Consider the following 15,782-nt stretch of genomic DNA (forward strand, 5'->3'; position numbering starts at 1 on the left):
ACAGCTGGTTCCATTGGGGTATAGTCTTTTGATAAGTTATTAAGACAATTAGTTGTTACGAACAGGTTTGTACAATTGAGCCTTGAAACTTTATAATGCTCAATGAAATCAAAAGGTAAAATGTCTTGTGCACGCAGTTCAACAAAAATCACCTTTTGAGATAAGTGTGTATTCCAATTAAGGTTATTGAATGAAACAGTATCTAGATTTATGTCAACGTATAGTTGATGAGGGTGTATGGGTAGAGAATGAACGAACTGGAAAACGTTGCTTAACCGTTATTAATGCTGATTTAGACTACAACGTAGGAGCTAATGAGTTTCCCTTAGTAACTACTCGAAAGAGTTATTGGAAAGCAGCTATCGCAGAGTTGTTGGGATATCTACGTGGTTATGATAGCGCAGATCAGTTTCGAGCTATTGGATGTAATACATGGAACGCCAATGCCAATGAAAATGCAGCTTGGCTAGCTAATCCTTATCGTAAAGGTAAGGATGATATGGGCCGAGTTTATGGTGTACAGGGACGAAGATGGCGTAATTCAGTAGGAGAGGAGTTTGACCAACTTCGTAAGATTTATAATAACTTGCGAAACGGTATTGATGATCGAGGTGAAATTCTAACCTTCTACAATCCAGGTGAGTTTCATATGGGATGTTTACGTCCTTGTATGCATACCCATACGTTTTCATCGTTAGGAGGAAAGCTGTATTTGACTTCATCACAACGTTCATGTGATGTACCATTAGGTCAAAATTTTAATCAGATTCAAGTGTTTACCTTACTAGCTCTCATGGCTCAAATTACGGGCCACGAGGCTGGAAAAGCTTATCATAAGATCGTAAATGCACATATTTATGAAGATCAATTAGAATTAATGCGTAACGTGCAATTAAAACGCGAACCTTATCCGGCACCTAAGCTTCATATTAACCCTGAGATTAAGTCTCTCGAAGATATTGAAACATGGGTAACATTGGATGACTTTAAAGTTGAAGGATACCAGTATCATGAGTCTATTGCCTATCCATTCTCAGTTTGATATCAGCATAAAGTGAAAGCTGAGAAAAGTGATAAATTTCTATTAGGCACAAAGTATTAATATGTGTGATTTATGCTTATTAGCTAAGCTCTCGCTAGCTTTTAAGCAAGAGGAAATTAAAATTATGCTCTCTATAGAATAGATGATTTTTGACAGACTAATGCATAAGCTGTTTCGATTTTGTATCTTCTAAAACTAACATTTTTCTCAATTTCTCAATTTCTTGTCTGGCTTCTGATAGGGACCTCTTATCTGTGTCAGATAGTGCTTTATAGTAATCTCGTGACTCTCTCATTTTTTGTAACCGTTTATCTGAGTGCTCAGCGATCTTTTTTGTATCTTGATATTCATTAAACCAGTAGATAACCTCACTTTGTGCTCGACTTAGCTTTGCTTCTAGCGCATTTTTTACATCTTTAGTGCTTAAACGTACTTGTTCTTCAAGCGATTTCTCTTTAGTTTTTCGGGCTTCTCTAATCTGTTTTAGCTTTTGGCCAGGCCAAACTCGGTTTGAGATGGTGTTCCGATGAATACCAGTCATTTCTGAAAGTTGTGCTACAGTGACTTTCAACCTCTTATTGCATTTAATGTCCGATAATGCTTTTTCCAATAGTAATGTATTTGCGTCATAGTCGTCTCTATTCTTCTGGTCATAAGCTTCATTACTCATAGTTCGACTTCCTCACCAAGACTTTCCAGTACCATTTTAGCCTCGTTCATTGCCGCTAAAATTTGATCACGATTTTGCGAGTATTCTGGTTTATTTAAATTAGCCTTATTTAATGTGTAAACTTCACGCCATTTAGGAGCATGTTTAATAGTTACAACGGCTTGTTTACACCGAGCTGGGTTACAGCGTAGTGAACCAATACATGGCAAACTTGAATCATACTCTTCCTGTCTATTACCATAGCAAAGCCCCTGTCCCATGTAGACAACGGCGACCCCTTGATCTACCATTGCTTCATACACTTCATCTTCCGTATAACCTTCAGCCATATAGCCATTAAATGTCTTGGTTAGACCTTTTTTATGCTCCTTCGCCTTTCCACCATAATATATACCGTTTGGATTATGTGCAGTCTTAATAGCCTCTAATTCAGCTGCTCGGCGCAGTGATTTCTTATCACCTTTTCGATTCCCATCTTTTGAAAGCATATCACCTATATCGCCATACCCCAGTGTTACTAATGAGGTAGAGCCAGTAGAGGTGTAATTATAGACACTGTCCACAAAATGTTTTAATTGAAACGATATCAGAGGTAGACCAACTTCAGCTCTGAATAGTTGATATGTTAGGGTGTGTCTTAACATATATGGATTAAATTTTATTTCATTAGCAACGTTTTTGCCTAATAGTTGGCTAATAAAATTATTCATTTGATGTGCAATACCCTTACTATCCATTGACTGTGGGGAGCTACCAGGTTTAACAGTATCTACATTAGAAACTAAATAAGGTGAAACTTTAATTTTTGAAATATACGAAGCTGCTAATATTGCATCTTTAACAATTGGTATAGCTACCCACTTATCGTCGAATAAACCCGTACTAACTTCATCTTTATGTTTTTTGACAGTACTTTCAATAAGCCAAACGCCATCACTTTGAACCAAGCACGAACAATTCTGAACTCTTACTTCTGATAATTCAGATGGTCTCATACCTGTATACTGACCTACTAAATATGTGCATGCGTACGTTACGAGGTTGAAGTATTCTCTAAGATTATCTAACTTATAACCACGTTTTTTCAATGCTTTACGTAAAGTCAGTCCACCCATAACATTAGAATCTTTGTTGAGCATCCAATTATAGGATTCCACCATATTTGTAACGAAACTCGCAGAATAACCTTTAGTTCCTAGTCTAATAGCAATATAAGCATTTAAGATTTCGTGGGTTACTCTTTCTTGGTTTGCCCATGATAGATGGTTGCTTGTATCAAATCTTTCTAAGGAGTTAGAGTCAGATATTTTTGCTGAAGCACCTATAGCACTTAAAAAGTCAACTATGATAAAGGAAGCCATTTTCGATAAAGACTCAAAGACCAAGTCTGGTAACACTTGATCTTTCTTTTCTTTATCAATATTAGCTCTTTTCTTCCATTTCAGGCTATTCAACTCTACATAGGCAATAGGCTTTTCAAATACATACTTAACAGAAGCTGGACTGCGCAGGTATGTGAAAAACTTATCTAGCGCTACATCTTTTACACGATCATAGTTTTCAGCAGCTCTGGAATACAGTTCGGGTGTTATGTCGGAGAATGTCTGGATTTTTTCTTGAACAAACTCATAACCTAGCTCATGAGAAGCTTGTTTAAATATTTCATTAATAAATGTTAAACCCCTTTCAAAAGATGTAATTAAGGAGTTAGCTTTCAATGTTTTTTTTGATCGACCTTTACCTTCTTTTTTCTGAACTTTGAAAATTGAATTGTTGAGCAAGGCTAACTCAAATATAATTTTTATTTCTGTTAAGACAAATACTGGAATCGCTGTATATTTTGAAAAATTAATGCGTAGCTTTGCACCCTGAACATTCCTTGCAGCATTAGGGTAGTCTTTATTAAAGTTCCAAACGCAGTCAGAAAATTTCGATAATTTTGATACGGGTTTGTCCATAAGAGACGTCATATACTCTACATCATCTGTGTGCTTATGCCGAAGACTCTCATTTTTCTGATCTATAACAGGACTTAAGGCATTTAAGATATAGAGACGATGTTCTACAAAACCTGTTAACACATTTAGTCTTGTTTCATAATCCATTAAATAACTCCATCAACCAATGTTGTTGTTTCAACGTACTCTGCTAAACGTTGCCCATTCTCTAAATCCTCTGAGGAAAAGTCAGATAGCTCTGGATCTGTAATGCCTTTTATTAGTTCCATATTCTCTGAAATGACATGTCCATAGGGTGTATCCATGACACGTGTGTGCTCTATTAAGAGTGTGTAGTCGCGCTTCATTGCAAAAATTTCAGGAAGGTGTTTTGCTGTAATAATGACATTATCACAACCTAAACATTTATTATATTGTGAACATGGAGTGCCTGGAGTATAGGACGCTAGGTTCTTTACAAAGTCTGGCGGGTCGAAAATATTTCTGCATTCAGCCAATGGGGTATGAAAGGTTACTATTAATTCATCATTAATTTTAGTTTCTATAACTTCTGACAGCTCCTCATTCTGCTTATTAAGAGTCGATTGATGTATTTCTTTTAATTTATCATTTATCTTTATTCTACTTATCGAGTTCAAATCAAAAGAATCCAGATAACCAATAGTTGTTTGAATTGACGAGTGTCCCAACATGAGCTGAATTTCACGTAGAGTTACGCCATTTTCAAGCATCTCACTAACAAAGGTTGGTCTAAACCGACTTATTGTAATAGTTAGCGGCTCTCCTACGTCATTTTTTAAATCATATTTCTCAGCAAACCTAGACAAACTATCTCCCAATGCTTTTGCATTTCTGTTTTCATTTCCTAATATTGGAGATACCCTGCCGTGCTTTTTTGTACTATCTGACTGATAGATGAACAACCTATCTTTAAAAACCTCATCTTCAATGTCCTGTCGAAAACTACTCGTCAATCGGACTAATTCTTCAAAAATATTTTTTATTGACTTAGCTTGAGATGATGTAAGCCATGTTAGTTCTGCATTAAAAAGGTCAAGGTGGTATTCTTTATGACCATCAGACCGTTCTTTCCAATATCTAAGACAAGGCCGTGATGTTGCTGGGTGGGAGTCTATGTAATCATTCATGTTAAGAGAAAGTAAAGAATCTGTATTTAAACCAGTAATTTGAGCAAGCCTTAAAATGTAAGGCGTTAGTGTATCCACGTTTACCATTGGGATAACCCCCCATTCATTGTATGTCTCTATCAAACCCTTATCTGAACCCTTAATTATTCTTAAAAAAGACTTCTCAATAGGTGACTTAGCTGTATTGTTATGAACGGGCTTACACATTAAGAGGTTTTCAAAGAGCCAACGCGCATTCTCTAATGTCGAGAGACCTCTTATGACCGAATTTTTTTCGTCCAGAGGGTTTTTACCTATACCTGTTTTTTCATAAGGTATGAGAGCTGCTCTAGATTCACGTAGTCCTTTTTCGATAGCATCTAATACTTGGATTCGCTCGTTCGTTGTAAATGGCTTTTTTGCATCTGTTTCTCTACTTGTGGTAAAGCCATCTATATCGAAAAAAGTATATTCCATATCACGTACTTGGGTCAGTCTATACAGTGTTTTGCGTACTGAACTCAGAACTGTATTTGCATGATGACTTGATATGTCTTTGCTTATTATTTTCTGCTCTAAATATTTTCGATATCTAGATAGAATATGTTCATCAAAAACTGCCGTTATTTTTAGAGGGGCAGTTCCATACAGTTCAGATAAGAACTCCATAAATAAACTGCTCGCAATTCTGTAATTACTCTTACCTGATTCTGAAGAGACAGTTTTACTAGTACAAGAAAACAGTTGCTCAACCTGAATAAAAGGTTCTAGTTTTGAAGGAACGAAGAAGTCAGTAGCAGCAGTTAACTCTCTTGCTGCCAGTTTATGAAAGCGTTCTATCTGACTTTCACTATAATTTTTTCTATTAACGTTCGCTTCGCTTGTTCTTTCAGCAACGTTTTTATAGTTTGGATCAATCACTCCAAGTTTTTCAAGATCCTTGTGAATGAAGATCCAAGCATCTTTAACAATCTTAAATCTTAAAGAATTTTTTTTTATAGGTAATTGTTGCGAAGATACTTTTTTTATCGAAACCTTATTGCCAAAAATAGGTAATGAATACTTTTCTTCTTCGGATAGCTGTCTATACCAATTTAATAGTTTCCTTGAGTTTTCGATACCAGCAGCTTCGTAATTTTCATCTGGTATCACCAAAATTCCTTCTTCAATCATCTTCTCAATTAAAGGATTGGTAAGAGCCCTATGTCTGTGTGCAACAGAGTATGAGATACCTACAGCATTTTGAATATGCTTGATGGCTACACCGAAACCTAAAGTACTATCAGCCTTACTGATTTGTACTTCCCACAGCGCCTCTATATCTTCAACTGTTTGCGTTACCCATTCTATAATAGATTCTTCGGCATTTTTATTCAGTCGTTTCTCTTCAACCTTTATACTTTCTAGTTCAAAAAGATCCTTGTAAGCCTCATTGGTGGCTATTTTATTCCTTTTCATTTGATGTCCTTAATGCCAATTCTCAATTGTGTACTTTTACTCAAGCGTCTCATTTTTCCCGCTCTAGTTAGTAAGTTGCTGTTTTCATCACACATACTATTGTAAATTTCCTGAGGAATACTGGTATACATTTGGGTAGTACTAAGTTGGTTATGACCTAAGTTTTTTTGTACGATAACGAGCCGATCTAGATAGTCGTATCCTAAATCATCGGATTGTAATATTGCGTAGGCATTACCATGTCGAAGCTTGTGAGGAGAGATTATTCTATTGAGGTTACCCTTCTTTATTGCACGCTTGCTGAGACGCTCAAGTAATTTGTTGATCGCGCTACGTGTATAAGGAGTACCTTTGGCATTAAAAAATGCTGGGGTTTCATCTGGACTTTCATATTTGCAAGCATGTTTTTTATACAACGGAGACGCATGATATTTCTGTACGCGTTTAATGGTTGCCGAACTAACTAACGTCCACCGCGGTTTGATTTGATTTCCACGCCCTTTGCTACCTTTAATGGCTAAAGGTACGTAGTCTGCATGAATAGGTTGGTCGGAATCTTCTGAAATAAACTTTTCAGAGTTAAAGTTGATAGTATCTTTAAAGTCTTTAAGAGTAACCCTGATCAGCTCTGAACGCCGCACACCAGAATCGTATAAAAACTGAAGTAACACTCTTTCTCGTTCTGATTGAGTAGATTTAATCAATATGACGAGATCATCAAGAGTGCATGAAATAATTGGTGTGCGTTTCGGTACTTTTGAAAGGTATCCATTACTATATGGATTATCTTCTCTAAGTGGCTGACGGTCTTCCGTATGACTGCAGAGGAAGTTAATGAAAGCGTATATTGCCCCGTCACGATTTCTAATAGTAGCTGAACTTTTACGCTCTTCACTACTTAAGAAAGTAAAGTATTGCTGAATTACATATCCTGGGACTGTAATGAATACTTCATCAGTTTCATCATCGTTATATTCTGGACGACTACGGATATACTCTAAGAAGTAAGTTAGATTTTTGCCATATGTATATGCTGTTCCATAGGCAATCTTTTCATGCTTGAATTGATATGATAAATACTCAGAGATAATAGGAAGGATTTTACCACTATCATCAAATACGCCAACCCCATTCACTTTGACTTTCTGATCTAATGATAAGTCTGGTATTTCATTAGTTACACAAGACTTTGATAAGTCTAATGCTTTATTGGAACAAATCTTAATATCCATACTATAGGCCACATTAATACATAGATTAAATTGTATAACATATTATGCATGACCTGATCTTTGCTATAGATATAGAGAAAAGAGATGTTTCTAGGCTGCTAATAATTCATACTGTGAATTATCATTATGGGGGAATAATAGGAATAAGTCAGCCGAACGCTGATACAGCTGGCATGACAGCTTATTGTCTGCGACAAAGAACTGAAATAACGTATGACATGGTGGTAGGGCTACTTGCTCTGCCTCACCTGGATTCCAGCCTGAGACAATCAAACGGCGCGAATTCGGATTGTTCTTTATCTGTTCAACGACCTGTGCGATTTGATCGACACCATCAGCGTTATAACTGGCATCTTCATTTTTGGTCGCACCATAGTTACGCCATTGATGACCATAGATAGGACCCAAATCACCAGCAGGTCTGTTAAAGCGCGTAGTCTGTTCTGCTGTTGCCCACTCATTCCAGATACGAACGTTATTCTGTTGTAGATAGTCAACATGAGTGCTGCCACTTAAAAACCATAATAGCTCATAAGCGATAGATTTAAAGTGAACTTTTTTGGTCGTTAGCAGTGGAAAGCCTTCTGCTAAGTCAAAGCGTAGCTGTGCGCCGAAATGGCTAAGCGTACCAGTACCAGTACGATCACCTTTTTCAGTGCCATTGTCGAGAACGTGGCGTAGCAAATCTAAATAGCCTTGCTCGTTATTACTTTGGGTGCCATTGATCATAAAATGCTCTTTAGTTACTGCTGACAGCGCATACAGGCTAAATGGGTAGTCGATATATACACTGTCATTATTGAAAGTATTGCTAGGGTAGGTGTTTTGACAGAATACCCTATTTTAAGTCATCAACCTTTATCACAAAAGGGTAGGCTTAATAAGCAGCTTGCTTACCCCAGTCGTAGATGCCGCGTTTATAGGCATAACCGATCAAGAATAGACCGATAATTATCATTGGGGCGCTTAGTATCTGACCTTTGGTCATCCAACCTAGCAAGATGAATCCTTGGTCGATGTCTGGCTGGCGGAAGAACTCAATGATGAAACGGCTAAAGCCATAACCAAGCATAAAGACACCAGTCACTGCCATACGAGGACGGGGCTTCGATGAGTACCACCACAAGAATAGAAACAACAGTAGACCTTCTGCAAGGGCTTCATACAGTTGCGACGGGTGACGAGGCAACAGGTACTGGCCATTGACCTCAGTCATAAGGTCTTGTAGTGCAGGATTGGCTTGTAGCTGCTGCATATCAACATTAGCGGCCTGCGGGAAGTAGGTCAACCAGTTATAGCCACCATCAGAGACGCGGCCCCATAGTTCGGCATTGATATAGTTACCAATACGTCCGAACAATAGACCAGTTGGCACACAGGGAACGACAAAATCGAGCACTTGGAAAGGTGTCTTTTTATATTTGCGAGCAAAATACAGCATACCCAACATGACACCAATCAGGCCACCATGAAATGACATACCGCCTTCCCAGACTTTGAACAGATAAGCAGGGTTTTGGAGTAGCTCGCTGAACTGATAAAACAATACATAGCCGACACGGCCACCTAATATCACACCAAGTGCGCCAAAGAACACTAGGTCAGAGACCATATCTGTCGTCCAGCCTTCACGCTTGGTACTGCGATACCATGCCAGTCCGTAGGCGGCGGCAAATGCCAACAAATACATCAGCCCATACCAATGGACTTCGACAGGTCCAACTGCTAATGCTACAGGATCGTACTGAGGATGAATCATCATAAGGGCATCATAATATTGATAATAAAATGCTGACTATAATAGCAAATTTCGTTCGCTGGGCATACATAATTGCTCTGGTGCCAATCAGAGTGTATGAGTAATTTGAGTTTTTGAGATGGTACAGAATGTATAGGCTAAGAGTTAAAAAAGATAAGAAGTGAGGTGAAAAGAGTGACTTTAATTAAGGAGTGTTTTCGTGATGATATGTAATCTTGGTAGCTAGCAGCTTGGGATAAAAATGCCATTTTTAGCATTATTCAACTTTCACTACCAAGTTGTACTATCACATCTATTATTAAAAGAAATTAGATGGCGACCAGATCTTGTACGTTACTTTCGACCATCGTATCGCCTGCGCCTTGTGAGACTACCTTGCCGCGTGATAGTACCGTGTAATTGTCAGCAAGCTCTTCGGCGAATTCATAGAATTGCTCAACCAGCACAATGGCCATGTCACCTTTGTCAGCCAAGTCACGTAGGACGCGGCCAATATCTTTGATGATAGAAGGCTGAATACCTTCAGTTGGCTCGTCCAAAATTAATACAGTCGGCTCGGAGGCTAGGGCGCGTGCAATGGCAAGCTGCTGCTGCTGACCACCAGATAAATCACCACCGCGGCGATGTTTCATCTCATCGAGTACGGGGAAAATATCGTATAAATGCTTAGGTACGTGTTTGGCCTTACTGCGTGAAAACTTTGCCATACCAATTAATATGTTCTCTTCTACCGTCAGTGTCGAAAAAATATCGCGGCCTTGTGGTACATAAGCCAATCCTGCTCGTACCCGTTGCTCTGGAGACATCTTGCTGATGTCTTTATCATTAAGCAAAATCTCTCCTGATTTAATCGGTAATATCCCCATCAAACATTTGAGTAGCGTGGTTTTGCCCACGCCATTACGTCCAAGTACCACGCTGCATGCGCCTACAGGTGCTGTAAACGAGACATCTCGTAAAATATGACTGCCGCCGTAATACTGGTTGATATCGTTCACTTGTAACATGGCTGTCTCCTAAACTCTAAAACTTTTTTAATATTTTAAAGGGAATATTCGTTTGGCTCGTCTAGATGATACGTTTAGCTATCGACCTAAGTAGGACTCAATCACTGCTTCATTGGCTTGCACTTCCGCTAACGTACCTTCGGCCAAAATCGCCCCTTGTGCCAATACCGTGACCTTTTCACTGATAGCATCGATAAAGGTCATGTCATGCTCGACTACTACTAATGTATGGTTCTTTTTGAGGCGTAGACACAGCTCAGCGGTATGTTCTGTTTCAGCATCAGTCATACCGGCCACAGGCTCATCAAGTAAAATCAGTTTGGGGCTTTGCATTAGTAGCATGCCAATCTCTAACCATTGTTTTTGCCCATGTGAGAGCAAACCAGCTGGCTTGTTGATTTTGTCGATCAGGCGAATTTGTTGTAGGGTCGAGTCGAGGGTATCGCGAGTATCGGCATTGAGTTTATTAAACAAGCTTTTGACCACACGTTTGTCTTTTGGCGCGGCAAGTAACAGATTATCCATCACCGTAAAATTTTCAAAGACAGTAGGTTTTTGAAACTTACGGCCGATACCCGCTTCGGCAATTTCTTCGGTAGATAAGCTGGCAAGATTATGAGTCTGACCAAAAAACACGCTGCCTTCCGTAGGGCGGGTTTTACCTGTAATGACATCCATGAGCGTGGTTTTACCCGCGCCGTTGGGGCCGATAATACAGCGTAGCTCGCCTTCTTCGATATAGAGCGACAGGTTGTTGAGTGCGCGAAACGAATCAAACCAAACGCTCACATCTTCTAAATACAGAGCAATACCATGGCTAAAGTCGACGCCTGATTTTTTGGGGTGACTGAGACCGTCACGTCCATCAGTATGATCATATTCAGACAGCGCTTTGGTCGATTGTTCGGTCGATGGTGATTTATCATTTAGCATTATTGTTTCTCCTTTTTGAATCGATCGAACAAGCCCATAATGCCATTGGGTAAAAACAACGTCACGACGACGAATAGCCCGCCTAATATCAATAGCCAAAACTCAGGGTAGGCGACCGTAAAGTAGGTTTTCACAGCATTCACCACACCAGTACCTAAGATAGCGCCAATTAAGCTTCCTCTACCACCAGTTGCTACCCAGACGGCTATCTCAATCGAGTTAACTGGGTTCATCTCACTTGGGTTAATGATTCCGACTTGAGGTACGTATAGCGCACCTGCGATACCAGCGATGACGGCAGACAGCACCCAAGCGGATAGCTTGTACCACAGCGTACGGTAGCCCAAATACTGCAAGCGGTTTTCGCTGTCACGAATCGCACCGAGTACGCGCCCATAAGGTTGGTTCATTAAATGACGCAAACCCATATAAGAGACTAACAATGCTACGGCCGTGACAAAACACAGCATTGAGCGAGTTGAGGCAGCAGTAATGTCGTAGCCTAAAAGAGTAGTAAAACCAGTAAAGCCGTTATTGCCGCCGAAGCCTGTCTCATTACGGAAGAATAGCAATGCTGCTGCATAGACCATGGCTTGAGTGATGATAGAAAAATAAACCCCTTTGATTTTGGAGCGGAAAGCAAAAAAACCAAAGATAAAAGCAACCAAGCCAGGTACTAATACGACCAGTGCGACTGCCCACCAAAAATGCTGCGTGCCAGCCCAGTACCATGGCATCTCAGTCCAGCTCAAAAATCGCATAAAATCAGGAAGCGCGTCGCCCGCTGTCTCACGTGTTAAGTACATGCCAAATGCATAACCACCCAAGGCAAAGTACAGACCATGTCCCAAGCTCAAAATACCAGCATAGCCCCAGACGAGATCTAGTGCCAAAGCCACCATCGCTAGCGCCATGATTTTGCCAATCAGGGTAATCCAGTAGGCTGAAAGGTGAAAAGCTGAAGTCTCCGGCATAAGATGTAGCCAAGGCAGTATCAGTAGTACGGCAAAACATAAGCTAATTAAAACTGCACTACGCGGGGTATCAGACAGTAATTTGGTCAGTATCATAGGAGTCTCCTTATTCGACAAAGCGGCCTTTGAGTGCAAATAAACCTTGTGGCCGTTTCTGAATAAACAGAATCACAAGAACCAATAATACAATCTTAGCCAGTACTGCACCGATACCAATCTCAAGTACCGTACCGCTCACACCAAGTCCTAAGGCGGCCAATACTGCGCCCCATACTTGTCCGACACCGCCAACGACGACGACTAAAAAGGTATCAATGATATAGGTTTGACCCAGATCAGGACCCACGTTGCCTACTTGGGCAAGGGCACAGCCTGCCATGCCAGCAAGTCCAGAGCCCAAACCAAATGCCATCATATCGATACGTGCAGAAGGGATACCGACAGCACGTGCCATTTGACGGTTTTGGGTAACGGCTCGTATAAACAAGCCAAAGCGCGTTTTGTTGAGCAAGTAAACCAGTAGCGCCACGACAATGACGGTAAAACCAATAATGGCAATACGGTTGTAAGGCAGTACCAAACTTGATGACACCTGATATGCGCCGCTGAGCCATGCCACGTTACTGACTTCAACGTTTTGCGCACCAAAAATCATCCGTACTAACTGCATCAATATTAAGCTCACGCCGAATGTCGCCAGCAAGGTCTCTAGCTCGCGGCCATATAGCGGACGAATGACAATGCGCTCAATAATCATGCCGATGATGGCGCTGACTAAAAACGCAGCTGGAATAGCGGCAAGCAAATACCAACCTGCCATATTTGGCATATAAGCTTGAAAGAAATTTTGCACCATATAAGTGGTATAAGCGCCAATCATGATTAGCTCACCATGCGCCATATTGATGACGCCAAGCAAACCAAAGGTAATGGCGAGACCAAGCGCTGCTAGTAGCAAAATACTAGCGGTACTCATACCGGTGAAAATATGACCCGTCCATGTGCTTATTTCGATACGCCGTGACACGCTAGATTCAGCATCGATAAGTGCAGCTTTGAGCGAGGCATCTAAGCCATCAGACGCGAGGGCAGATTCAATATCGACCAAAACTTGTGGGTTATCACTATCTGCAAGTAGGTTCACAGCTGCGATTTGAGTTGGTAGGTCACCGTTTTTGAAATCAATACGAGCTTGTAGTGCGGTTAGTGCTTTTTGAACTTTAGCGCTGTCTTCATTTGCCGCTGCTGTCGTAATAATGGCTGGATCTACTTGGTCAATATTGTCAGCCAAAATCTCTACAGCTTGCAGGCGCTGTGCGGGCTTGTCAGAAGCAAGCTTTACCTTAGCCTGTCCAAAGATAAGCGCTGAGCGAAGGGCATTAGTCAGGGTGATTTGTGATAAATCACTTGGCCAATCGTCAGTCTCTTTTTTATCAGGATAAGTAAACAGCTGATCTTCTTTATTCAATAAATACGTTTGCCCACCGTTGCCTTGATATAGCTCATCATTGGCAATAAATTCAACCAAACTATCTAAACTCTCAACGGATCCTGGCCAATCACTTAGCATGGCTTGGCGCTTACTAAAATTGCCGGCCACGAATTGTTGAATGGCATCGGCTGAACTTGTAGAAGTTGCTGTTGAAATATTTGAGGTGCTGGCTTGAGTAGAAGTGGTTACGTTGACAGGTGTGAGCAACGATTGCTCACTATGAGCGGTATCCGTATCGTGGTCATGTACCTGACCATCATGATCCGCATATGCTGTGGTGGTGAAAGTTGTTATGCATAATGCCATCAATGCAAGTAATCGCAGAGGCGCATAAATTGAAAAACGAGCCGCATACTGCATGACTTCACTGGCTGATGCTTGTGGGTTATTACCATTTTTGGACGATGTTTGCCCTACAAACGGGCGTAAAGTATGGTGCTGCATGTGCGGCTCCCTGTTTTTCACAGACAACAAACCCTTAGCCACTACTACTTAACGTATTAAGCGATAGAAGAGTTAATAAGGTTTGGTGTTATTTAAAAGTTAAGAATAAGTGTTGAAAATAAAAGTGGAGAGTAGGCGTTAGGACGGTTATTGGTGTCGTTTATCCATCCGCCTACTATTCAGTTACTATCCACGTGCTTTTCAGTACTGACTTATTTAGGGAGTAGCCTATTTAGGAATGTACTCGCTCCATGGCTGGGCTTGTATGACTTCTGGTGTTTTAAAAATCGTATCAAACTGTCCGTCGGCACGAATTTGACCAATCATGACAGGCTTCCATAGATGATGGTTTTCTTCATCCATTTTTAGCGTGTAGCCAGAAGGTGCATCGAACGTTTGTCCCGCCATGCTAATACGTACTTTATCAACATCAGTCGTACCTGCTTTTTCGACAGCTTGCTTCCACATGTTGATACCGACGTAAGTAGCTTCCATTGGATCATTGGTCACGACTTTTTCAGCATTTGGTAGTTTTTGGTCCAATGCATACTGCTTATAGCGTTTGGTGAAGGCACTATTGGTCGGGTTTTTGATCGACATAAAGTAGTTCCACGCCGCCAAATGCCCTTGTAGCAGACTGGTATCGATACCGCGTAGCTCTTCTTCACCGACTGAGAATGCCATGACCGGAATATCTGACGCTTTGATACCTTGGTTGGCAAGCTCACGATAGAACGGAACGTTTGAATCGCCATTGATGGTCGAGATAACCGCGGTCTTTTTGCCCGTTGAGAATTTTTTAACATTAGATACGATGGTTTGATAATTGCTGAAACCAAATGGTGTGTACTCTTCCATGATGTCTGCATCAGCCACACCTTTCGATTTCAAAAATGCCTTTAAAATCTGGTTAGTGGTGCGTGGATAGACGTAATCAGTACCTAACAACACAAAGCGCTCTGCACCGCCGCCTTCTTCACTCATTAGATACTCTACCGCCGGAATAGCTTGCTGATTTGGTGCCGCACCAGTGTAAAAAATGTTTTCTGACTGTTCTTGTCCTTCGTACTGCACTGGATAGAACATCAATCCGTTCAACTCTTCAACTACAGGCAACACGGATTTGCGTGATACCGATGTCCAACCGCCAAAGATAACATCTACTTTGTCTTGAGTGAGTAGCTGACGGGCTTTTTCAGCGAATAATGGCCAATCAGAAGCAGGGTCGACGACGACTGGTTCTAGCTGCTTACCGAGCACGCCGCCATTGGCATTGATTTCATCAATCGTCATCAGCGCGGTATCTTTTAGAGAGGTTTCAGAGATGGCCATGGTGCCAGACAGCGAATGTAGTATGCCAACTTTGATAGTGTCGCCATCGGCAGCAGGCTCGGTGGTTGTTTCTGTGCTGGTTTCAGTTGTAGTCTCTGTTGATGCCGTAGTTTCAGCAGGTTTTTGACAACCAATAAGACTTAAGCTGCCAACGACAGCCACCGCTAGTAACGATAAACGTGATTTAATTTTTCCGTGTGATTGAGGGTCTACTACTTGAGTGTTGGCTAAAATTGGTAACGAAAACATGGACATCTCCTAATAAATACAAAAGGTAAAATAATGTTCCTGAACACCTATTAAGAGTTCAAGTTCCGTGCCAAGTTAAAAAAGCCAATAATCGAGTAATAATTG

12 protein-coding genes are annotated in these 15,782 nt (G+C 40.8%); 1 reads left to right on the forward strand and 11 read right to left on the reverse strand.

Going from position 1 to position 15,782, the window contains the following annotated elements; all coding sequences use genetic code 11:
* Positions 1–190: 190 nt before the first annotated feature.
* Positions 191–1,042, forward strand: a complete 852-nt coding sequence (locus Q0788_RS10075) for a thymidylate synthase (protein ID WP_298810263.1) — start codon at positions 191–193, stop codon at positions 1,040–1,042.
* Positions 1,043–1,199: 157 nt separating this feature from the next.
* On the opposite strand, the gene Q0788_RS10080 is transcribed toward Q0788_RS10075, so the two are convergent.
* From Q0788_RS10080 to urtA, 11 genes are all read right to left on the reverse strand, one after another.
* Positions 1,200–1,712 carry a hypothetical protein gene (locus Q0788_RS10080; RefSeq protein WP_298810266.1) on the reverse strand — a complete coding sequence of 171 codons (513 nt, stop codon included), beginning with the start codon at positions 1,710–1,712 and terminating at the stop codon, positions 1,200–1,202.
* A complete protein-coding gene (locus Q0788_RS10085; protein ID WP_298810269.1) occupies positions 1,709–3,817 on the reverse strand; it encodes a site-specific integrase in 2,109 nt (702 codons plus the stop codon). Before Q0788_RS10085 ends, Q0788_RS10080 begins: the two co-directional genes overlap by 4 nt.
* Complete coding sequence (locus tag Q0788_RS10090) at positions 3,817–6,255, reverse strand: site-specific integrase (protein ID WP_298810272.1); 2,439 nt, start codon at positions 6,253–6,255, stop codon at positions 3,817–3,819. The genes Q0788_RS10085 and Q0788_RS10090 overlap by 1 nt, the downstream gene beginning before the upstream one ends.
* A complete protein-coding gene (locus Q0788_RS10095; RefSeq protein WP_298810274.1) occupies positions 6,252–7,487 on the reverse strand; it encodes a tyrosine-type recombinase/integrase in 1,236 nt (411 codons plus the stop codon). The genes Q0788_RS10090 and Q0788_RS10095 overlap by 4 nt, the downstream gene beginning before the upstream one ends.
* Before the next feature lie 90 nt (positions 7,488–7,577).
* Positions 7,578–8,216 (reverse strand): thymidylate synthase, encoded by a 639-nt coding sequence (thyA, locus tag Q0788_RS10100; protein ID WP_298810276.1) that lies wholly within the window; start codon positions 8,214–8,216, stop codon positions 7,578–7,580.
* Between the two features lie 148 nt (positions 8,217–8,364).
* Positions 8,365–9,249 carry a prolipoprotein diacylglyceryl transferase gene (gene lgt / locus Q0788_RS10105; RefSeq protein ID WP_298810279.1) on the reverse strand — a complete coding sequence of 295 codons (885 nt, stop codon included), beginning with the start codon at positions 9,247–9,249 and terminating at the stop codon, positions 8,365–8,367.
* A gap of 305 nt (positions 9,250–9,554) precedes the next feature.
* Entirely contained in the window at positions 9,555–10,253 is a 699-nt protein-coding gene (gene urtE, locus Q0788_RS10110) for an urea ABC transporter ATP-binding subunit UrtE (RefSeq protein ID WP_298810282.1), read from the reverse strand.
* A 78-nt stretch (positions 10,254–10,331) separates the two neighbouring features.
* Positions 10,332–11,141: an urea ABC transporter ATP-binding protein UrtD gene (urtD, locus tag Q0788_RS10115; RefSeq protein WP_367179723.1), complete on the reverse strand. Its 810-nt coding sequence runs from the start codon at positions 11,139–11,141 to the stop codon at positions 10,332–10,334.
* 44 nt (positions 11,142–11,185) lie between these two features.
* The gene (gene urtC, locus Q0788_RS10120; protein WP_298810287.1) at positions 11,186–12,256 is read right to left on the reverse strand and encodes an urea ABC transporter permease subunit UrtC; all 1,071 of its coding nucleotides are present in this window, start codon (positions 12,254–12,256) and stop codon (positions 11,186–11,188) included.
* A 10-nt stretch (positions 12,257–12,266) separates the two neighbouring features.
* The gene (gene urtB, locus Q0788_RS10125) at positions 12,267–14,012 is read right to left on the reverse strand and encodes an urea ABC transporter permease subunit UrtB (protein WP_298810362.1); all 1,746 of its coding nucleotides are present in this window, start codon (positions 14,010–14,012) and stop codon (positions 12,267–12,269) included.
* Positions 14,013–14,324: 312 nt separating this feature from the next.
* Positions 14,325–15,677: an urea ABC transporter substrate-binding protein gene (gene urtA / locus Q0788_RS10130; RefSeq protein ID WP_298810290.1), complete on the reverse strand. Its 1,353-nt coding sequence runs from the start codon at positions 15,675–15,677 to the stop codon at positions 14,325–14,327.
* Positions 15,678–15,782 lie beyond the last annotated feature (105 nt).

It is taken from the genome of uncultured Psychrobacter sp., from assembly GCF_947500265.1.
Lineage (GTDB): Bacteria > Pseudomonadota > Gammaproteobacteria > Pseudomonadales > Moraxellaceae > Psychrobacter.